We start from the raw sequence: 15,687 nt of genomic DNA, 5'->3' as shown, positions 1-15,687 counted from the left end.
CGGGCCCGCTACGCAACCGCCTGCGGCGTCGTGGCCGGCCCCCACCCAAAAGGTGGCGGCAACGCCGCCAGGATGCGCTGCCTGAGCGGCGCATAGGCTTCGTCCACGGGCTGCCCTGTGCGCGGCGCCAACGGGTCCTGGTGGCTGCCAAAGGCCTCGTCGAGTTCGGCCCAGTCCGCGGCGCTGAAGCAGCGGGCTGCCTGCGGCAGGATCTCGGTCTCCTCGCGCTTCATGTGGCGCAGATAACGCGCCGAGTACACGCGCAGCTGCTGCTCGAACTTGTCCCGCCGCGCCTCGCCCATCTGCTCCCAGGCCAGCAGGCTGTGCTGCAGCTCGCGGATGGCGCGCTCGCCCTGGGCGTGGTCGGCTTCCAGCTCGTCCAGCACCTCGCGCAGCTGCGGTGCCAGCGCGCGCAGCTTCGGAAACAACAGCTCGCTTTCCTTTTTGTGATGCAAGCGTTCGGGGAATTCATCGACATAGAACAGCATGGCCCGCAGCGCGCCGAAGTCGGGAGGCGTGCGGTCGCGGCGCTGGGCGGCCAGCAGCATCGGCAGGGTGCGCAGCATGGCCGCGAGGGCGTCGTGCTCGGCGCGGATGACGCGCACGGCCAGGGGCATGGGCATGGCTGACATTCGTCCAGCGTCGCGCCTAAAAGGGCAAGTGGTATTGCGCTGGATCAAGGCCCGTCCAGGCACCCCCGTAAAATCCCGGGTTTTTGCCCTCCAGCCCAAGAAAGCCCCGGCCATGACCGCAACGACCGCCTCCCCCACCCTCATGGCCAACGCGATCCGCGCGCTGGCGATGGACGCCGTGCAGGCCGCCAATTCCGGCCACCCGGGCGCCCCCATGGGCATGGCGGACATCGCGGTGGCGCTCTGGGGGCGTCATCTGAAGCACAACCCGGCCAACCCGCACTGGGCCGACCGCGACCGCTTCGTGCTGTCCAACGGCCACGGCTCCATGCTGATCTACGCCCTGCTGCACCTGACGGGCTATGAGCTGCCCATCGAGGAGCTGAAGGCCTTCCGCCAGCTGCACAGCAAGACGCCCGGCCACCCTGAAGTGGGCATCACCGCCGGCGTCGAGACGACGACGGGCCCGCTGGGCCAGGGCGTCACCAACGCCGTCGGCCTGGCCCTGGCCGAGAAGCTGATGGCGCGCGACTTCAACCGCGAAGGCCACACCGTCGTCGACCACCATACCTATGTCTTCCTGGGCGACGGCTGCCTGATGGAAGGCATCTCGCACGAGGCCGCGGCACTCGCCGCCTCCTGGAAGCTGAACAAGCTGATCGCCATCTACGACGACAACGGCATCTCCATCGACGGCCAGGTCGCGCCCTGGTTCGGCGACGACACCGCCAAGCGCTTCCAGGCCTATGGCTGGAACGTCATCGGCCCGGTGGACGGCCATGACGTGGACGCCGTCGACGACGCCATCGGCAAGGCCAAGCAGAGCAAGGACATGCCCACGCTGGTCATCGCCAAGACGGCCATCGGCAAGGGCTCGCCCAACCGTGCCAATACAGCCAAGGCCCACGGTGAGCCGCTGGGCGCCGAGGAAATCAAGCTGACCCGCGAGGCCATCGGCTGGACGCATGAGCCCTTTGTCGTGCCGCCCGAGGTCTACACCGCCTGGGACCACAAGTCCGCCGGCGACCGCGCCGAGAGCGAATGGGATGTGCGCTTCGACGCCTATGCCGAAGCCCACCCCGAGCTGGCCGCCGAGTTCCAGCGCCGCATGGCCGGCGTGCTGCCCGCCGACTTCGCGCAGATCGCCGTCGACGCCGTCGTCAAGGCCCATGCCGAGGCCCAGACCGTCGCCAGCCGCAAGGCCAGCCAGCTGGCCCTGGAAGCCTTCACGCTGAAGCTGCCCGAGATGCTGGGCGGCAGCGCCGACCTGACCGGCTCCAACCTGACCAACACCTCCAGCACGCCGGCACTGCGCGTGGCTGCCGACGGCACGGCCAACAACGGCCGCCACATCAACTACGGCGTGCGCGAATTCGGGATGGCCGCCATCATGAACGGCATCGCCCTGCACGGCGGCTTCATCCCCTATGGCGGCACCTTCCTGACCTTCAGCGACTACAGCCGCAACGCCATCCGCATGGCCGCGCTGATGAAGACCCGCGTCATCCACGTGATGACCCACGACTCCATCGGCCTGGGCGAAGACGGCCCCACCCACCAGTCCATCGAGCATGTCGCCTCGCTGCGCCTGATCCCGGGCCTGGACGTCTGGCGCCCGGCCGACACGACCGAGACCGTCGTCGCCTGGACCATGGCCCTGGGCAATGCCCAGCGCCCCAGCCTGCTGGCCCTGTCGCGCCAGAACCTGAGCTACTCGCCCAAGACCAATGTCGACGAGATCGCCAAGGGCGCCTATGTGCTGGCCGAGCCGGCCAAGGGCAAGGCCCAGGCCGTCATCATCGCCACCGGCTCCGAAGTGCAGCTGGCCATGGCCGCCAAGGCCCTGCTGGCCGAGCAGGGCGTGAAGGTGCGCGTCGTCTCCATGCCGTCCACCAATGTCTTCGACCGCCAGGACAAGGACTACAAGAAGACCGTGCTGCCCAAGGGCTTGCCGCGCGTGGCCGTGGAAATGGGCGTCAGCGACTTCTGGTGGAAGTACGGTGTGGATGCCGTCGTCGGCATCGATACATTCGGTGAATCCGCGCCGGCCGGCGTGCTGTTCAAGCACTTCGGCTTCACGCCGGAGAACGTTGCCGCCACCGTCAAGGCGGTGCTGAAGAAGAAGTGATGCCGCTGCTCCCTCCTGGCCGGGCACGGCCAGGGAGTGAGTGATGTGGAAATGCCGGGCCGCGCTTGCGGCCCTTTTCTTTTCGTGCGTGGCAGGTGCCCAGGCGGAGCCGACCGGCAACTGCCTGAAGTTGCCGCCGCTGAAGATGCCCTTCGGCCTGAGCTGGTCCAAGGCGGCGAAGTTCCATGCCGATGTCGAGCCCGCGGAACAGCTTGCCGGCCCGCTCAAGGTGAGCGTGATCCATTCCAGTTTTCCTGAGCGGGGCACGGAGTACCTTGTGCAGCATCTGAGGGCCGGACGCTGGACCTGCGCCGACAAGCCTGGCGCCGCTCAGCGGCTCGCGCAGCAATGGGAGTACGTGCCCGGCTCGCGAACCCAGTTCTCCCAGCCCAGGGTGACGCTGCAGCGTTTCTTCGAGATGGTGAAGGACGTGCCGGGAACCCGGGTGGATTTCAATCTCGACGACATGGGCTGCCCCATGGTCGTCAGATGGCAATCCTTCCGGCCGGTGGCGGCCAATCGGGCCGGGCTCCTCTACCGCACTGCCAGTCCGCAGCACCAGGCCCTGCTGCAATGGCTGGCCAGCCTGGAGCTCGACGCGCCCGAGGCGCAGCAGAGGGCGCTGATCGGCGAAACGCTGGAGATCAGGATTCCGTGCGGGCGCATCAACCTGGCGCCGCCTGCACCGGCCGCCAGCGCAGCGGGCTGATGCGGGGGGCTGCCGGGTCCCCCAAGCAGGTGACGGATGGGCGCCGCTGTTGAGCTACAAACTCGCCCGCACAGGAAAGATGAAGCAGGGAGCTCGGATGCGCGGATGGATCGTTGTCGGCATGTTGGGTGCTTGCGCGCTCGGCGCGTCGGCACAAACGGAAGTGGTCACGCGCAGCGAGGCCCAGCGCCTGGGCTGCCTGGTCAAGCCGGCCCATCCGCCGCGCTATCCCGAGCGCAACAAGCTGGACCGTGAGTACGGCGCGATGCGAGTGCTGCTGAAGTTCAGCAAGCCCAACGCCAAGCCGACGGTCGAGGTCCTGTCCAACTCGGCGCGCGAGGACATGCAGGATCAGGTGTTCGACTACGTGGCGCGCTATCGCCTTCCCTGCCTGCAGCCCGAGGACGGCGTGGTGAGCGCGGTCCAGGATTTCACTTTCCAGAACCACGACCGCGATCCCACGCCCATGCCTGCGGAGCCGGGAGAGCAGACCCCGCTATGCGTCGTGATGCCCAGGCGAGCGATGGACTACAAGATTGGCTGGAGCCGGCCGCAGGCCGAGCATCTGGTCGCGGAAATCACGTTCAAGGGCGATGGCCAGCAACCACCCGAGGTGAAGTTCACTTACGCCAAGGCTTCCGCCAGCCTCGAGCAGACGGTGCGCGACTGGGTGTCCGAATACCGCATGCCCTGCCGCAAGGCGGAAGACAAGCCGCGCACGATCGAGCAGCGCTTCAGCATGTTCCCGGACAACAAGCGCAGGCATGGCTTCAAGCGCGATCGCTTCACGCTGATGGACTTCCTCGGCATGACGCGGGAGCCCAGGAAGCTGCAGGCCCACTTCGACCTGAAGACCATGGCCTGCCCGTTCAACGTGAGCTTCGTGATGGGCGGCGGCGACCTGCCCCATAAGGCCAAGGTGGCGGGTCCCGTCGACCCCAACCGGGTCGGTTTCCTGCGCTGGCTTGAGACCTTGCAGTTCGACTTCAAATCCGAAGAGGTGGCCAACGACCTGTTTGGCAGCCAGTTGCAGATCGATGTGCCCTGCGGCACGCTGAATCTGGCCGGTGAAGGCTGAAATCGCGCTGAAACCACCCTGTTCCGCGAATCACCGAGAATCGCGCCCGCACAGAATTTTTATCCTCCTGGAGACTTTTCCATGACCATCAAGATCGGCATCAACGGCTTCGGCCGCATCGGGCGCATGGTGTTCCGTGCCGCCGTCGCGAATTTCAAGGACATCGAGGTCGTCGCGATCAACGACCTGCTCGAGCCCGACTACCTGGCCTACATGCTCAAGTACGACAGCGTGCACGGCCGCTTCGAGGGCGATGTCGCCGTCGAGGGCAACACCCTGGTCGTGAACGGCAAGTCCATCCGCCTGACCGCCATCAAGGACCCGACCGAGCTGAAGTGGGCCGAAGCCGGCGCCGACATCGTCATCGAATCCACCGGCATCTTCCTGGACAAGGCCGGCGGCGAGAAGCACCTGGCCGCGGGCGCCAAGAAGGTCATCTTCTCGGCCCCCTCCAAGGACGAGACGCCGATGTTCGTCTTCGGTGTCAACCACACCAAGTACGCCGGCGAAGCCATCATCTCCAACGCTTCCTGCACGACCAACTGCCTGGCCCCGCTGGCCAAGGTGCTGAACGACAAGTGGGGCATCAAGCGCGGCCTGATGACCACCGTGCACGCCGCCACCGCCACGCAGAAGACCGTCGACGGCCCGAGCAACAAGGACTGGCGCGGCGGCCGCGGCATCCTGGAGAACATCATCCCCAGCAGCACCGGCGCCGCCAAGGCCGTCGGCAAGGTCATCCCCGAGCTGAACAAGAAGCTGACCGGCATGGCCTTCCGCGTGCCGACCAGCGATGTCTCCGTCGTCGACCTGACCGTCGAGCTGAACAACGAAGCCAGCTATGCCGACATCTGCGCCGAGTTCAAGGCCCAGAGCCAGGGCGCGCTGAAGGGCGTGCTGGGCTACACGGAAGACAAGGTCGTCGCGACCGACTTCCGCGGCGACGCCCGCACCTCCATCTTCGACGCCGAAGCCGGCATCGCCCTGGACGGCACCTTCGTCAAGCTGGTGTCCTGGTACGACAACGAGTGGGGCTATTCGAACAAGGTCCTGGAAATGGTCCGTGTCGTGGCCGCTTGAGCCCCTCGCTCAGGCTGGCCGCGCTGAACGCGGGCTAGCCTGATCGGTCCCCCGAGGGGACGGCGATGCTTGCGGCATTGAGCCGCAAGCACATCGCCAGCGCGGGCCGGCTTGGCGAACTGGAGTCGGACACAAGCAGTCCCTGCGGACTGCTTGCGCCTACGGAAGGACATGGGCCTCTGGCCCATGGCAGGCCCGGCGCTCGGCCCGAATACCTTGGGAAAGCCCCACTTCGGTGGGGCTTTCCCATTTCTTGCGCCCCACATTTGTTTGCGATTTCACCCAGGGCGGACACATAAACTGGTCGCCCGTCCCGTACGAGCTCGCCGTCATGAAGTCCCTGCGTCCGCTGCTGATCGCCACCCTGGCCGCGATGGCCTTCCCAGCCCTGGCCCAAACCGCGGACACCGAAGCCCGCGTCATCGTGCGTTTCAAGCCCCAGGCCGACAGCGTGCGCGCCAAGGCCATGGCGCTGCGGGCCACCCGCACCGAGGCGCGCGAGATCGCCCAGACGCGCGCGACGGCCCTGGGCCTGCGCACCGGCCAGCGCCTGGCGGCCGGCATCAGCCTGGACGAGCGCACCCATGTCGTCATCGCCAAGGGCATGACGGGTGAGCAGCTGGCCAGGAAGCTGGCGGCCGACGGCGAAGTGGAGCTGGTGGCCGTGGACCAGCGTCGCAGGCATGCGCGCCTGCCCAATGACCCCTTGTTCGGCGGCGCCGACGTGAATGCCGAGACGGCTGCCGGCGGCGGTGTGCAGGCCCGCACCATCGACCAGTGGTATCTGAAGAAGCCCAGCGCCACGCCGGGCCAGGTGGTCTCCAGCATCAATGCGCCGCTGGCCTGGGACACCACGACGGGCACCGCAAGCATCATCGTGGCCGTGCTCGACACCGGCGTGCGCCTGGACCATCCCGATCTGGCGGGTCAGCTCGTCAGCGGCTACGACATGATCGGCTTCGGCAGCCCGGGCTCGACGTCCACGGCCATCGCCAATGACGGCGGCGGCCACGACGCCGATCCCTCCGACCCGGGCGACTGGGTCAGCCAGGCCGACATCAATGCCGGCACCATCAGCGGCTGCACCAGCGACGACATCGGCAACAGCTCCTGGCATGGCACCCGCGTATCCGGCCTGATCGCGGCCACCAGCAACAACAGCACCGGCATGGCCGGCGTCGGCTGGGGCCTGAAGATCATGCCCGTGCGCGTGCTCGGCAAATGCGGCGGCTATGACAGCGACATCATGGCCGGCATGAAGTGGGCCGCCGGCATCACCGTGCCGGGGCTGCCGGCCAATGCCAACCGCGCCAAGGTGCTCAACATGAGCCTGGGCGGCGGCGGCACCTGCGGCACGACGGGCACGGGCGCCCTCTACCGCGACGTCATCACCCAGGTCAATGCGGCCGGCGCCACCGTCGTCGTCGCCGCCGGCAATTCCGCCGGCCTGGCCGTCGGCGTGCCGGGCAACTGCCCGGGCGTCGTCACGGTGGCCGCGCTGCGCCATGTGGGCACCAAGGTCGGCTTCTCCAGCGTCGGCACCGACGTGACCATTGCCGCGCCGGGGGGCAACTGCATCAACACCGGCGTCAACCAGGCCTGCCTCTACCCCATGGTCAGCACGACCAATGCCGGCACGACGACCCCGGTCGCCAATGACGGCTCCTACACCGGCAGCGGCGCCTCGGTGGGCACCAGCTTCTCGGCCCCCATCGTCAGCGGCATCGTCGGCCTGATGGCCTCGGTGCGGCCCACGCTGACCGCGGCCGAGGCGACGCAGATCCTGAAGAGCACGGCGCGGGCTTTCCCGACGACAGGGGGCGGCAGCGTGGCCGACGGCAACCCGTTGCAATGCCGGGCACCCAATGGCGTCGAGCAGCTGGAGTGCTATTGCACGACCAGCACCTGCGGCGCCGGCATGGTGGACGCCGCAGCGGCGGTGGCCGCTGCCGTGGCGCTGAATGGCGTGACCGTGGGCATCACCCAGAGCCCCGCCAGCGGCCTGACCGCGGGCCAGACGCTGACGCTGACGGCCGCGGCGACCGGCCTGGCCACGGGCCGCACGGTCGCGTCCACGGCCTGGACGGTGGTGGACGCCGGCGGCATCGTGACCGCCTTTGCCTCGGGAGCAAACACCGCCACCGCAACCATCACGCCGACGGCCGCCGGCTCCTTCACCGTGCGTGCCGAGGTGACGGACAGCGCGGGCGTCGTCTACGGCCAGAACGTGACGGTCAGCGTCGCGGCGGCGCCGGTCGTGAACCCGCCGGCCAACAGTGGCGGCGGCGGTGGCGGCTCGGCCAGCCCGCTGTGGCTGCTGGCCCTGCTGGGCGCGGCCCTGCTGCTGCCGCGTTCAGCGCGACGCGGCTGAGGCCGGAGCGGACGCGGCGCCGGCCGGTGCCGCGGCGCAGGCCTTGAAGCCGGCGGACAGGGCGGCGTCCTTGCTGGCCTTGAGCTTGGCCGCCAGCAGGCCGTCGGCCTGGGCGATGACCAGGGTGTGGCGGGTCAGCGCCTTCTTCAGCTCCAGCACGCGCAGGCCCTTGAGGCCGCGCTTGTCCATGGCTTCGGACTGCGCCGTGGCCTCAGCCTGCGTGGCGTGCTTGCTGAGCACGAAGGCGGGCTGTTCGGCGGGCAGGCCTTCCAGCGGCTCGAAATTGATGCGCAGCCCCTTGTAGGTGGCTTCCTTGCGGGCGCGGAATTCGGGGTCGGCGAGCTTGATGGTCGCCACCACCCACACGCCCGCCTGCTCGCTGCTGCGCACCTGCGCCTCGGCGCCCGTCGGCTTCAGCGCGGCCTGGGCGGCGGCGAGGGCCGCGTCGCCTTCCAGCGGTCCAATCTCCAGGCAGCTGCGCTGGGCGGCCGCCACGGCGGCGCTGGCCGCCAGGGGCTGGATGCGCTCGGGATGCTGCTGGGCGACGACGCGATGCGGCTCGCGGCCGCTCTCGGCGGGCAGGCCGGTGACGGCGTCCAGCCAGCCCCGCGACCAGATGAAGAAGAGGGCGTTCACCGCCAGCAGCACAACGACAACGATGCGCATCACGGGCTTGTCTCCAGTCTCAGGCTCAGTTCACCGCCGCTGACGGGGGCGATGCCCGTGGCGGTCTCCAGCAGCAGTTCGCCGCGTGCATTGACGCCGCGCGCGACGCCGGGCTGCTCGCCGACGCGCACGCGTCGGCCGGCAGCCAGGTCGCGCCGCGCGAACGCGACCTGCCAGGGCGCGAAGCCCAGGGAAGCAAAGTCGGCCAGCAGGGCCTGCAGCGCCGGGGCCAGGTGGTCCAGGGTCGTCGCGGCGCTGGCCTGCGGGTCCAGGGTCTGCAGGGCCGCATGGCCGCTGGCGAAGGCGGACCGGTCGGCGTCGGCGGGCAGGGGCAGCAGATTCAGCCCGATGCCGATGACCACGCCACGGCGCTCTCCGGCCAGGGGCACTGTTTCAATGAGGATGCCGCCGAGCTTGGCACCGTCCAGGAAAAGGTCGTTGGGCCATTTCAGCAGGATGCGCTCGCCCGCCGGGTCCAGCACATCGGCCACCGTGCAGCCGACGGCCAGCGACAGGCCGGACAGGTCGAGTTCGGCCGGGAAGCTGCGGGCCAGGGAGAAGGTCAGCGCGGCGTCATCCGACTGCCAGGCCCGACCCAGGCGGCCGCGGCCGGCGGTCTGGCGGCTGGCCGAGATCAGCAGCGGCCCGCCGCCTTCGCGCAGATGGGCCAGCGCCTCGGTGTTGGTCGAGCCGCATTCGGCGAGGTGGCGCCGCTCCATGGTGTCAGCGGCCCGACTTGCGCGTCTTCGGGGCCAGCATGGTGCCGCGGCAGGTCAGCGCGCCGCACCAGCAGGCGAACTGCTTCTTGACCTTGGCCGTGTGGCGGTCTTCCAGCACCAGGCCGTAGTCGTAGAACAGCTCCTCGCCGGGGGTCAGGTCGCGCAGGGCCTTGATGAAGACGCGGCCTTCGACCTCGTCGGCCTCGCAGTTGGGCTCGCAGGCATGGTTGATCCAGCGCGCGTCGTTGCCGCCGACCAACGCGTCGATGACGAGGCCGCCGTCGATGTGGAAATAGAAGGTGTGGTTGGGCTGGGTCGGGTCGTGCGGGTGGCGCTCGACGGCCTGCTCCCAGCTGATGCGCTCGCCGGTGTACTCGATGATCTCCGCGCCCGCCGCGATGGGCGCCGCCGCGTAGACACCGCGGCCGTGCACGCCGGAATCACGGACTTCGATCTTGCGGCGTGGGGTTTTGGCGGTCATCGGCGCTGTGGTACGGTGATTTCATGGGTGCGCGCGTGCGTAGGCGTGCGCGCGAGGCCCGGATTGTAGGCACCAGAAATTGAGACCCCTCGTCCAAGGAGTACCTTGGCCGGTCCCCCGAGGGGACGGCGATTGACCGGGCATTGAGCCCGATCAACATCGCCAGGCGGGCCGGCTTGGGAGCGGCCCGGCGCTCGGCCCGGGAGACGAACTGACAACCGATTGAAAGACCGATGAGCAAGACTCTGATCATTGCCGAGAAGCCCTCCGTCGCGCAGGACATCGTCCGCGCGCTGACGCCCGTGGCGGGCAAGTTCGACAAGCACGACGACCATTTCGAGAACGAGCAGTACGTCGTCAGCTCCGCCGTCGGCCATCTGGTCGAGATTGCGGCGCCCGAGGAGTTCGACGTCAAGCGCGGCAAGTGGAGCTTCGCCAACCTGCCCGTCATCCCGCCGCACTTCGATCTGAACCCGATCGACAAGAACAAGGGCCGGCTCAACGCCTTGGCCAAGCTGATCCGCCGCAAGGACGTGACGGCCCTGATCAACGCCTGTGACGCGGGCCGCGAGGGCGAGCTGATCTTCCGCTTGATCGAACAATACGCCCAGCCGGCCAAGGGCAAGCTCAACAAGCCCATCGAGCGGCTGTGGCTGCAGTCCATGACGCCGGCCGCCATCCGCGAGGGTTTCGAGAAGCTGCGCAGCGACGCCCAGATGCTGCCGCTGGCCGATGCCGCGCGCTGCCGCTCCGAGGCCGACTGGCTGGTCGGCATCAACGGCACGCGGGCCATGACGGCCTTCAACTCGCGCGACGGCGGCTTCTTCCTGACCACGGTGGGCCGCGTGCAGACGCCGACGCTGTCCGTCGTCGTGGAGCGCGAGGAGAAGATCCGCAAGCACGTCGCCCGCGACTACTGGGAGCTGCGCGCCAACTTCGACGCCCAGGCCGGCCAGTACGAAGGCAAGTGGTTCGACCCCACCTGGAAGAAGAACGACGACGCGGAGCGCCGCGCCGATCGCCTGTGGACGGCCGCCGAGGCCGAAGAGATCGCCAAGGCCGTGCTGGGCAAGCCGGCCCAGGTCACCGAGGAAAGCAAGCCCAGCACGACCAGCTGCGGCGGCCTCTACGACCTGACGACGCTGCAGCGCGAGGCCAATTCCCGCTTCGGCTTCTCGGCCAAGACGACGTTGTCCATCGCCCAGGCGCTGTATGAAAAGCACAAGGTGCTGACCTACCCGCGGACGGACTCGCGCTTCCTGCCCGAGGACTACCTGGCTGTGGCCAAGGACACGGCCAAGATGCTGGCGACCGAGGACCTGCCCGGCCCGCTGGCCGTGCTGTCCCAGCACGCCGCCACGTCGCTGAAGGAAGGCTATATCAAGCCGACGAAGAAGGTCTTCGACAACGCCAAGGTGTCGGATCACTTCGCCATCATCCCGACGCTGCAGGCGCCCAAGGCCCTGACCGAGATCGAGGCCAAGCTCTACGACATGGTCGTCAAGCGCTTCCTGGCCGTGTTCTTCCCGCCGGCCGAGTTCCTGGTCACGACTCGGATTTCGAAGGTCGACAACAAGCACCATTTCCAGACCAACGGCAAGGTGCTGGTCAAGCCGGGCTGGCTGGCCGTCTATGGCAAGGATGTGGACGACGAGGATGCCAACCTGGTGCCGGTGCAGCCGGGCGAGGTGGTGCGCACCGAGAGCGTCGACGTGAAGGCGCTGCAGACCAAGCCGCCGGCCCGCTACACCGAAGCCACGCTGCTGTCCGCCATGGAAGGCGCCGGCAAGCTCATCGACGACGACGAACTGCGCGAGGCCATGGCCGAAAAGGGCCTGGGCACGCCAGCCACGCGCGCCGCGACGATTGAAGGCCTGATCAGCGAGAAATACATGCTGCGCGAGGGCCGCGAGCTGATCCCGACGGCCAAGGCCTTCCAGCTGATGACGCTGCTGCGCGGCCTGGACGTGGAAGACCTGACCAAGCCCGAGCTGACGGGCGACTGGGAGTTCAAGCTCTCGGAGATGGAGAAGGGCCGCCTCAAGCGCGAGGTCTTCATGGCCGAGATCGCGGCCATGACCGAGAAGATGGTCGCCAAGGCCAAGGGCTATGACCGCGACACCATCCCCGGCGACTACGCGACGCTGAAGACGCCTTGCCCCAAGTGCGGCGGCATCGTGAAAGAGAACTACCGCCGCTTCACCTGCTCGGGCAAGAGCGGCGAGGGCAGCGATGCCTGCGGCTTCTCCATCGGCAAGATCCCGGGCGGCCGCAGCTTCGAGCTGCACGAGGTCGAGGCCTTCCTGCGCGACAAGAAGATCGGTCCGCTGGAGGGCTTCCGCTCCAAGGCGGGCTGGCCCTTCACGGCCGAGCTGGCCCTGGTCTATGACGAAGAGATCGCCAACTGGAAGCTGGAATTCGACTTCGGCGAGGACGCCAAGAAGGCCGAGAACGACGGCGAGCCGGTGGACTTCTCCGGCCAGCAAAGCCTGGGCGCCTGCCCCAAGTGCAAGGGCCATGTCTACGAACACGGCAGCAACTACGTCTGCGAGCACTCGGTCGGCGCCCACGTCACCTGCGACTTCAAGACCGGCAAGGTCATCCTGACCCAGCCCATCGAGCCGGCCCAGGTGACCAAGCTGCTGGCCGACGGCAAGACCGACCTGTTGGAGAACTTCGTCTCCAACAAGACGCGCCGCAAGTTCAAGGCCTTCCTGGCCTATGACAAGAAGGAAGGCAAGGTCGTCTTCGAGTTCGAGCCGCGCGCCGCCAAGGCTGCACCGGCCAAGAAAGCTCCCGCGAAGAAAGCCGCAGCCAAGGCCTGATCCACTGTTGCGAAGCCACGCCGTCACGGCGAGTGGCAGCGCTTATGCTCGCCGCATGGGCCTGAACGGGCCGAATCGGGAGAGCGAGGGATGGCGTTGACGCCGATCAGCCTCGGGATACAGACGCGTCTGACGGCCGGCATTGCGCTGGTCGCCAGCCTGCTGGTGCTGGCCGTGGGCTGGTACTGGACGGCGCGCGAGGAGGCCGAGCTGCTGGCTGGCCTGCGCCAGCGCGAGGCGCGCATGGCCGGCCTGATCGAGCGCGGCTTCGCCGGCCCGATCTGGAACCTGGACCATGTCGCCATCGAGAACCTGCTCGATGCCGTCATGGCCGACCCCGAGGTGCATGCCATCGAGCTCAAGGGCCTCGGCCTGCGCGGCGGCCAGGCCAAGCGCAGCCGCCAGGTATCCGATGGCAGGCCCGCCAGCGACGCGCTGCAGCGCGAGTTCGTCGTCACCTACCAGCCCGCAGCCGACACGCCGGGCACCCAGGTGGCCTCGGCCGTCCTGGTGTTCACGCGCGACCTCGTCGACGAGCAGATCCGCCGCACGCGTGGCTTCGTGGTCGAGCTGCTGGCCGTCGTCGTCGTCGGCATCGTCATCGCCAGCTCGCTGCTGGTGCACTGGCTGGTGCGCCGGCCGGTGCTGAGGCTGGGCGCCCTGGCCCAGCGCGTCGCCAAGGGCGACCTCGGTGCCCAGGAGACGGTCGAGCGCGGCGACGAGATCGGCGAGCTGACCATGCGTTTCAACGCCATGAGCCTGAAGCTGCGCAGCGCGGCCGATCAGGTGCAGCTCAGCTCCGAGGGCCTGCGCGCCAGCGAGGCGCGCTACCGCAGCCTGTTCGAGAACGCCACCGAGGGCGTCTTCCAGGCCGATGCCGACGGGCGCGTGCTCAGCATGAACCGGGCCTTCACGCAGATGCTGGGCCTGGGCTCGCAAAGCCCCGTCGGCCGCCGGCTGCGCGAGCTGACCGGCATCGACCGCCAGGAGATGCAGCGCGTCGCCGACGTCATGAACGAGCAGGGCAAGATCCAGCAATGCCAGCTGCAGCTGCGCGGCGCGGGCGGCAAGCCGCTGTGGGTGGAGCTGAACGCGCATTGGGTGGAGGCCGAAGGCGAGGGTGGCCAGCGCCGCATCGAGGGCATGGTCAGCGACATCTCGCTGCGCCGCCAGGCCGAGGCCGAGCTGACGCGCCACCGCGACCACCTCGAGGAGCTCGTCAACGAACGCACCGCCGAGCTCAGCGAGTCCAAGCTGCGCGCCGAAGCCGCCAACCAGGCCAAGGGCCGCTTCCTGGCCACCATGAGCCACGAGTTCCGCACGCCGTTGAACGCCATCCTCGGCTTCACCCAGCTGATGCAGATGGACGCCGCCATCCCGACGGCCCAGCAGGCCAAGCTGCAGCTGATGCGGGACTCCGGCCTGCACCTGCTGGAACTCATCAACGACGTGCTGGACATGGCCAGCATCGAGGCCGGCAAGGTCTCGCTGAAGACAGCGCCGGTGGACCTGCGCGCCCTGGTCGACATGGCCTGCGACAGCGTGCGCCTGCGCGCCGAGCAGAAGGGCCTGGCCTTCGCGGTCGACATGGACCCACGCCTGCCGGCCACGGTCGTGGCCGACGGCCAGCGCCTGCGCCAGGTGCTGCTCAACCTGCTGTCCAACGCGGTCAAGTTCACCGACAGCGGCAGCGTGCAGCTGACCGCCCGCGCCGTCGAGCTCGATGCCACGCACACGCGGCTGCGCTTCGAGGTCAGCGACAGCGGCATCGGCATGACACCGGCCCAGCAGGCCCGCCTCTTCCAGGCCTTCGAGCAGGTCTCCGACGCTTCGCGTCATCTCGGTGGCACGGGTCTCGGCCTGTCCATCAGCCAGCAACTGGTGCGGCTGATGGGCAGCCAGATCCTGGTGCAGAGCACGGCGGGGCAGGGCAGCAGCTTCGTGTTCGAACTCAGGTTGCCGCTCGCGTGACCTGGGCGATCGCGGCCAAGCTGCTCGCCATCCTCGTGGCGGTGGCCATCGGCTGGGCTGTTGGCCGCATGCGCTGGCTGGGCGGCGGCCCTGCAGGAAGCGACACCGATCCGGCGCGCGTGCTGGCCAATGCGGCCTTCTACATCTTCGTGCCAGCCCTGCTGTTCCGCACCACGGCACGGCTGGACACGGCGACCCTGCCCTGGGCCTTCCTGTTCGCCTTCTTCGTGCCGGTGCTGGTGCTGATCGCGCTGATGTATGTCGTCTACCGCCTGCGGCGCAAGCCCGGTGAGCCCGTGGTGGCGCCCAGCGTCAGGGCCATCACGGCCGGTTTCGGCAACACCCTGCAGGTCGGCCTGCCGGTGGCGGCCGGCGTCTTCGGCGAGAAGGGCCTGGCCATCCACATCGCCGTGGTCAGCCTGCATGCCCTGTCCATCCTCACGCTGCTGACCGCCATCGTCGAGCTCGACCTGGCCCGCGAGCGCAGCAGTGGCAACCTCGCCGGCACGCTGCTTCAGACGGTGCGCAACACCATCATCCACCCGGTCGTGCTGCCGGTGCTGGCCGGCCTGGCCTGGAACGCCACCGACTTCCCGCTGCCCGCCGTGGCCGACGAAGCCCTGCAAAGCCTGGGCACGGCCGTCGTGCCGCTGTGCCTGACGCTGATCGGCATGTCGCTGGCCTATTACGGCTGGCCGCGCACCTGGCATGGCCTGGCCGGTCTGGTGGTGGCCAAGCTGCTGTTGATGCCGGCCGTCGTGCTGGGTGTCGCCCACTGGGGCCTGGGCCTGAAGGGCATGCCGCTGGCCGTCATCGTCATGATCGCGGCACTGCCCACGGGCTCCAATGCGCTGATCTTCGCGCAGCGCTATCGCGCGCTGGAGGCCGAGGTGACGGCCGCCACCGTCGTCTCCACCATTCTTTACGTCGCCACGGCGCCCTTGTGGCTGGCCTTGCTGGCATGGTTGTCCCCCTGGTAAGCCCACGGTGACTCCCGGCACTTCTGCCTGGAGCCGAGGCCACGCCC

12 protein-coding genes are annotated in these 15,687 nt (G+C 68.5%); 8 read left to right on the top strand and 4 right to left on the bottom strand.

Annotated elements, in window-relative coordinates; genetic code table 11:
• Positions 1-8: 8 nt before the first annotated feature.
• Complete coding sequence (locus tag AC07OY_RS09800; protein WP_495042373.1) at positions 9-623, bottom strand: hemerythrin domain-containing protein; 615 nt, start codon at positions 621-623, stop codon at positions 9-11.
• Between the two features lie 121 nt (positions 624-744).
• Here AC07OY_RS09800 and tkt point away from each other — a divergent pair, with 121 nt between their 5' ends.
• The 5 genes from tkt (at position 745) to AC07OY_RS09775 (ending at position 7,998) form a co-directional block, all read left to right on the top strand.
• A complete protein-coding gene (gene tkt / locus AC07OY_RS09795) occupies positions 745-2,760 on the top strand; it encodes a transketolase (protein ID WP_495042372.1) in 2,016 nt (671 codons plus the stop codon).
• Positions 2,761-2,803: 43 nt separating this feature from the next.
• Positions 2,804-3,469 (top strand): hypothetical protein, encoded by a 666-nt coding sequence (locus tag AC07OY_RS09790; RefSeq protein ID WP_495042371.1) that lies wholly within the window; start codon positions 2,804-2,806, stop codon positions 3,467-3,469.
• 49 nt (positions 3,470-3,518) lie between these two features.
• Positions 3,519-4,547 carry a hypothetical protein gene (locus AC07OY_RS09785; protein WP_495042370.1) on the top strand — a complete coding sequence of 343 codons (1,029 nt, stop codon included), beginning with the start codon at positions 3,519-3,521 and terminating at the stop codon, positions 4,545-4,547.
• Between the two features lie 81 nt (positions 4,548-4,628).
• Positions 4,629-5,627: a type I glyceraldehyde-3-phosphate dehydrogenase gene (gene gap, locus AC07OY_RS09780; protein WP_495042369.1), complete on the top strand. Its 999-nt coding sequence runs from the start codon at positions 4,629-4,631 to the stop codon at positions 5,625-5,627.
• Positions 5,628-5,958: 331 nt separating this feature from the next.
• Positions 5,959-7,998, top strand: a complete 2,040-nt coding sequence (locus AC07OY_RS09775) for a S8 family serine peptidase (RefSeq protein WP_495042368.1) — start codon at positions 5,959-5,961, stop codon at positions 7,996-7,998.
• Here AC07OY_RS09775 and AC07OY_RS09770 read toward each other — a convergent pair.
• From AC07OY_RS09770 to AC07OY_RS09760, 3 genes are read right to left on the bottom strand one after another with little or no spacing between them, the layout of a single operon-like run.
• Positions 7,981-8,664 (bottom strand): hypothetical protein, encoded by a 684-nt coding sequence (locus tag AC07OY_RS09770; protein ID WP_495042367.1) that lies wholly within the window; start codon positions 8,662-8,664, stop codon positions 7,981-7,983. The two genes, AC07OY_RS09775 and AC07OY_RS09770, sit on opposite strands and share 18 nt — an antisense overlap.
• Positions 8,664-9,383, bottom strand: coding sequence for a biotin--[acetyl-CoA-carboxylase] ligase (locus tag AC07OY_RS09765; RefSeq protein ID WP_495042366.1), 720 nt, complete (start codon positions 9,381-9,383; stop codon positions 8,664-8,666). Before AC07OY_RS09765 ends, AC07OY_RS09770 begins: the two co-directional genes overlap by 1 nt.
• A 4-nt stretch (positions 9,384-9,387) precedes the next feature.
• Positions 9,388-9,864: an SET domain-containing protein gene (locus AC07OY_RS09760; RefSeq protein WP_495042365.1), complete on the bottom strand. Its 477-nt coding sequence runs from the start codon at positions 9,862-9,864 to the stop codon at positions 9,388-9,390.
• Positions 9,865-10,097: 233 nt separating this feature from the next.
• Between AC07OY_RS09760 and AC07OY_RS09755 the strand changes: the two genes are divergently transcribed.
• From AC07OY_RS09755 to AC07OY_RS09745, 3 genes are all read left to right on the top strand, one after another.
• Positions 10,098-12,689: a DNA topoisomerase III gene (locus AC07OY_RS09755; protein ID WP_495042364.1), complete on the top strand. Its 2,592-nt coding sequence runs from the start codon at positions 10,098-10,100 to the stop codon at positions 12,687-12,689.
• Positions 12,690-12,779: 90 nt separating this feature from the next.
• Positions 12,780-14,660, top strand: coding sequence for an ATP-binding protein (locus AC07OY_RS09750; RefSeq protein ID WP_495042363.1), 1,881 nt, complete (start codon positions 12,780-12,782; stop codon positions 14,658-14,660).
• Positions 14,657-15,640: an AEC family transporter gene (locus tag AC07OY_RS09745; RefSeq protein ID WP_495042362.1), complete on the top strand. Its 984-nt coding sequence runs from the start codon at positions 14,657-14,659 to the stop codon at positions 15,638-15,640. Before AC07OY_RS09750 ends, AC07OY_RS09745 begins: the two co-directional genes overlap by 4 nt.
• The last annotated feature ends 47 nt before the right edge of the window (positions 15,641-15,687 follow it).

The sequence above is a fragment of the Roseateles sp. GW821-FHT09H10 genome (assembly GCF_059415865.1).
This window is presented reverse-complemented; position numbering and strand designations above follow the sequence as displayed.

What these genes read in the sequence shown, in the direction of transcription:
- AC07OY_RS09790 (WP_495042371.1), top strand. Translation starts at nt 2,804, where the DNA reads ATGTGGAAATGCCGGGCCGCGCTTGCGGCCCTTTTCTTTTCGTGCGTG.
- AC07OY_RS09770 (WP_495042367.1), bottom strand. Translation starts at nt 8,664, where the DNA reads ATGCGCATCGTTGTCGTTGTGCTGCTGGCGGTGAACGCCCTCTTCTTC.
- AC07OY_RS09760 (WP_495042365.1), bottom strand. Translation starts at nt 9,864, where the DNA reads ATGACCGCCAAAACCCCACGCCGCAAGATCGAAGTCCGTGATTCCGGC.
- AC07OY_RS09765 (WP_495042366.1), bottom strand. Translation starts at nt 9,383, where the DNA reads ATGGAGCGGCGCCACCTCGCCGAATGCGGCTCGACCAACACCGAGGCG.
- AC07OY_RS09755 (WP_495042364.1), top strand. Translation starts at nt 10,098, where the DNA reads ATGAGCAAGACTCTGATCATTGCCGAGAAGCCCTCCGTCGCGCAGGAC.
- tkt (WP_495042372.1), top strand. Translation starts at nt 745, where the DNA reads ATGACCGCAACGACCGCCTCCCCCACCCTCATGGCCAACGCGATCCGC.
- AC07OY_RS09750 (WP_495042363.1), top strand. Translation starts at nt 12,780, where the DNA reads ATGGCGTTGACGCCGATCAGCCTCGGGATACAGACGCGTCTGACGGCC.
- AC07OY_RS09775 (WP_495042368.1), top strand. Translation starts at nt 5,959, where the DNA reads ATGAAGTCCCTGCGTCCGCTGCTGATCGCCACCCTGGCCGCGATGGCC.
- gap (WP_495042369.1), top strand. Translation starts at nt 4,629, where the DNA reads ATGACCATCAAGATCGGCATCAACGGCTTCGGCCGCATCGGGCGCATG.
- AC07OY_RS09800 (WP_495042373.1), bottom strand. Translation starts at nt 623, where the DNA reads ATGCCCATGCCCCTGGCCGTGCGCGTCATCCGCGCCGAGCACGACGCC.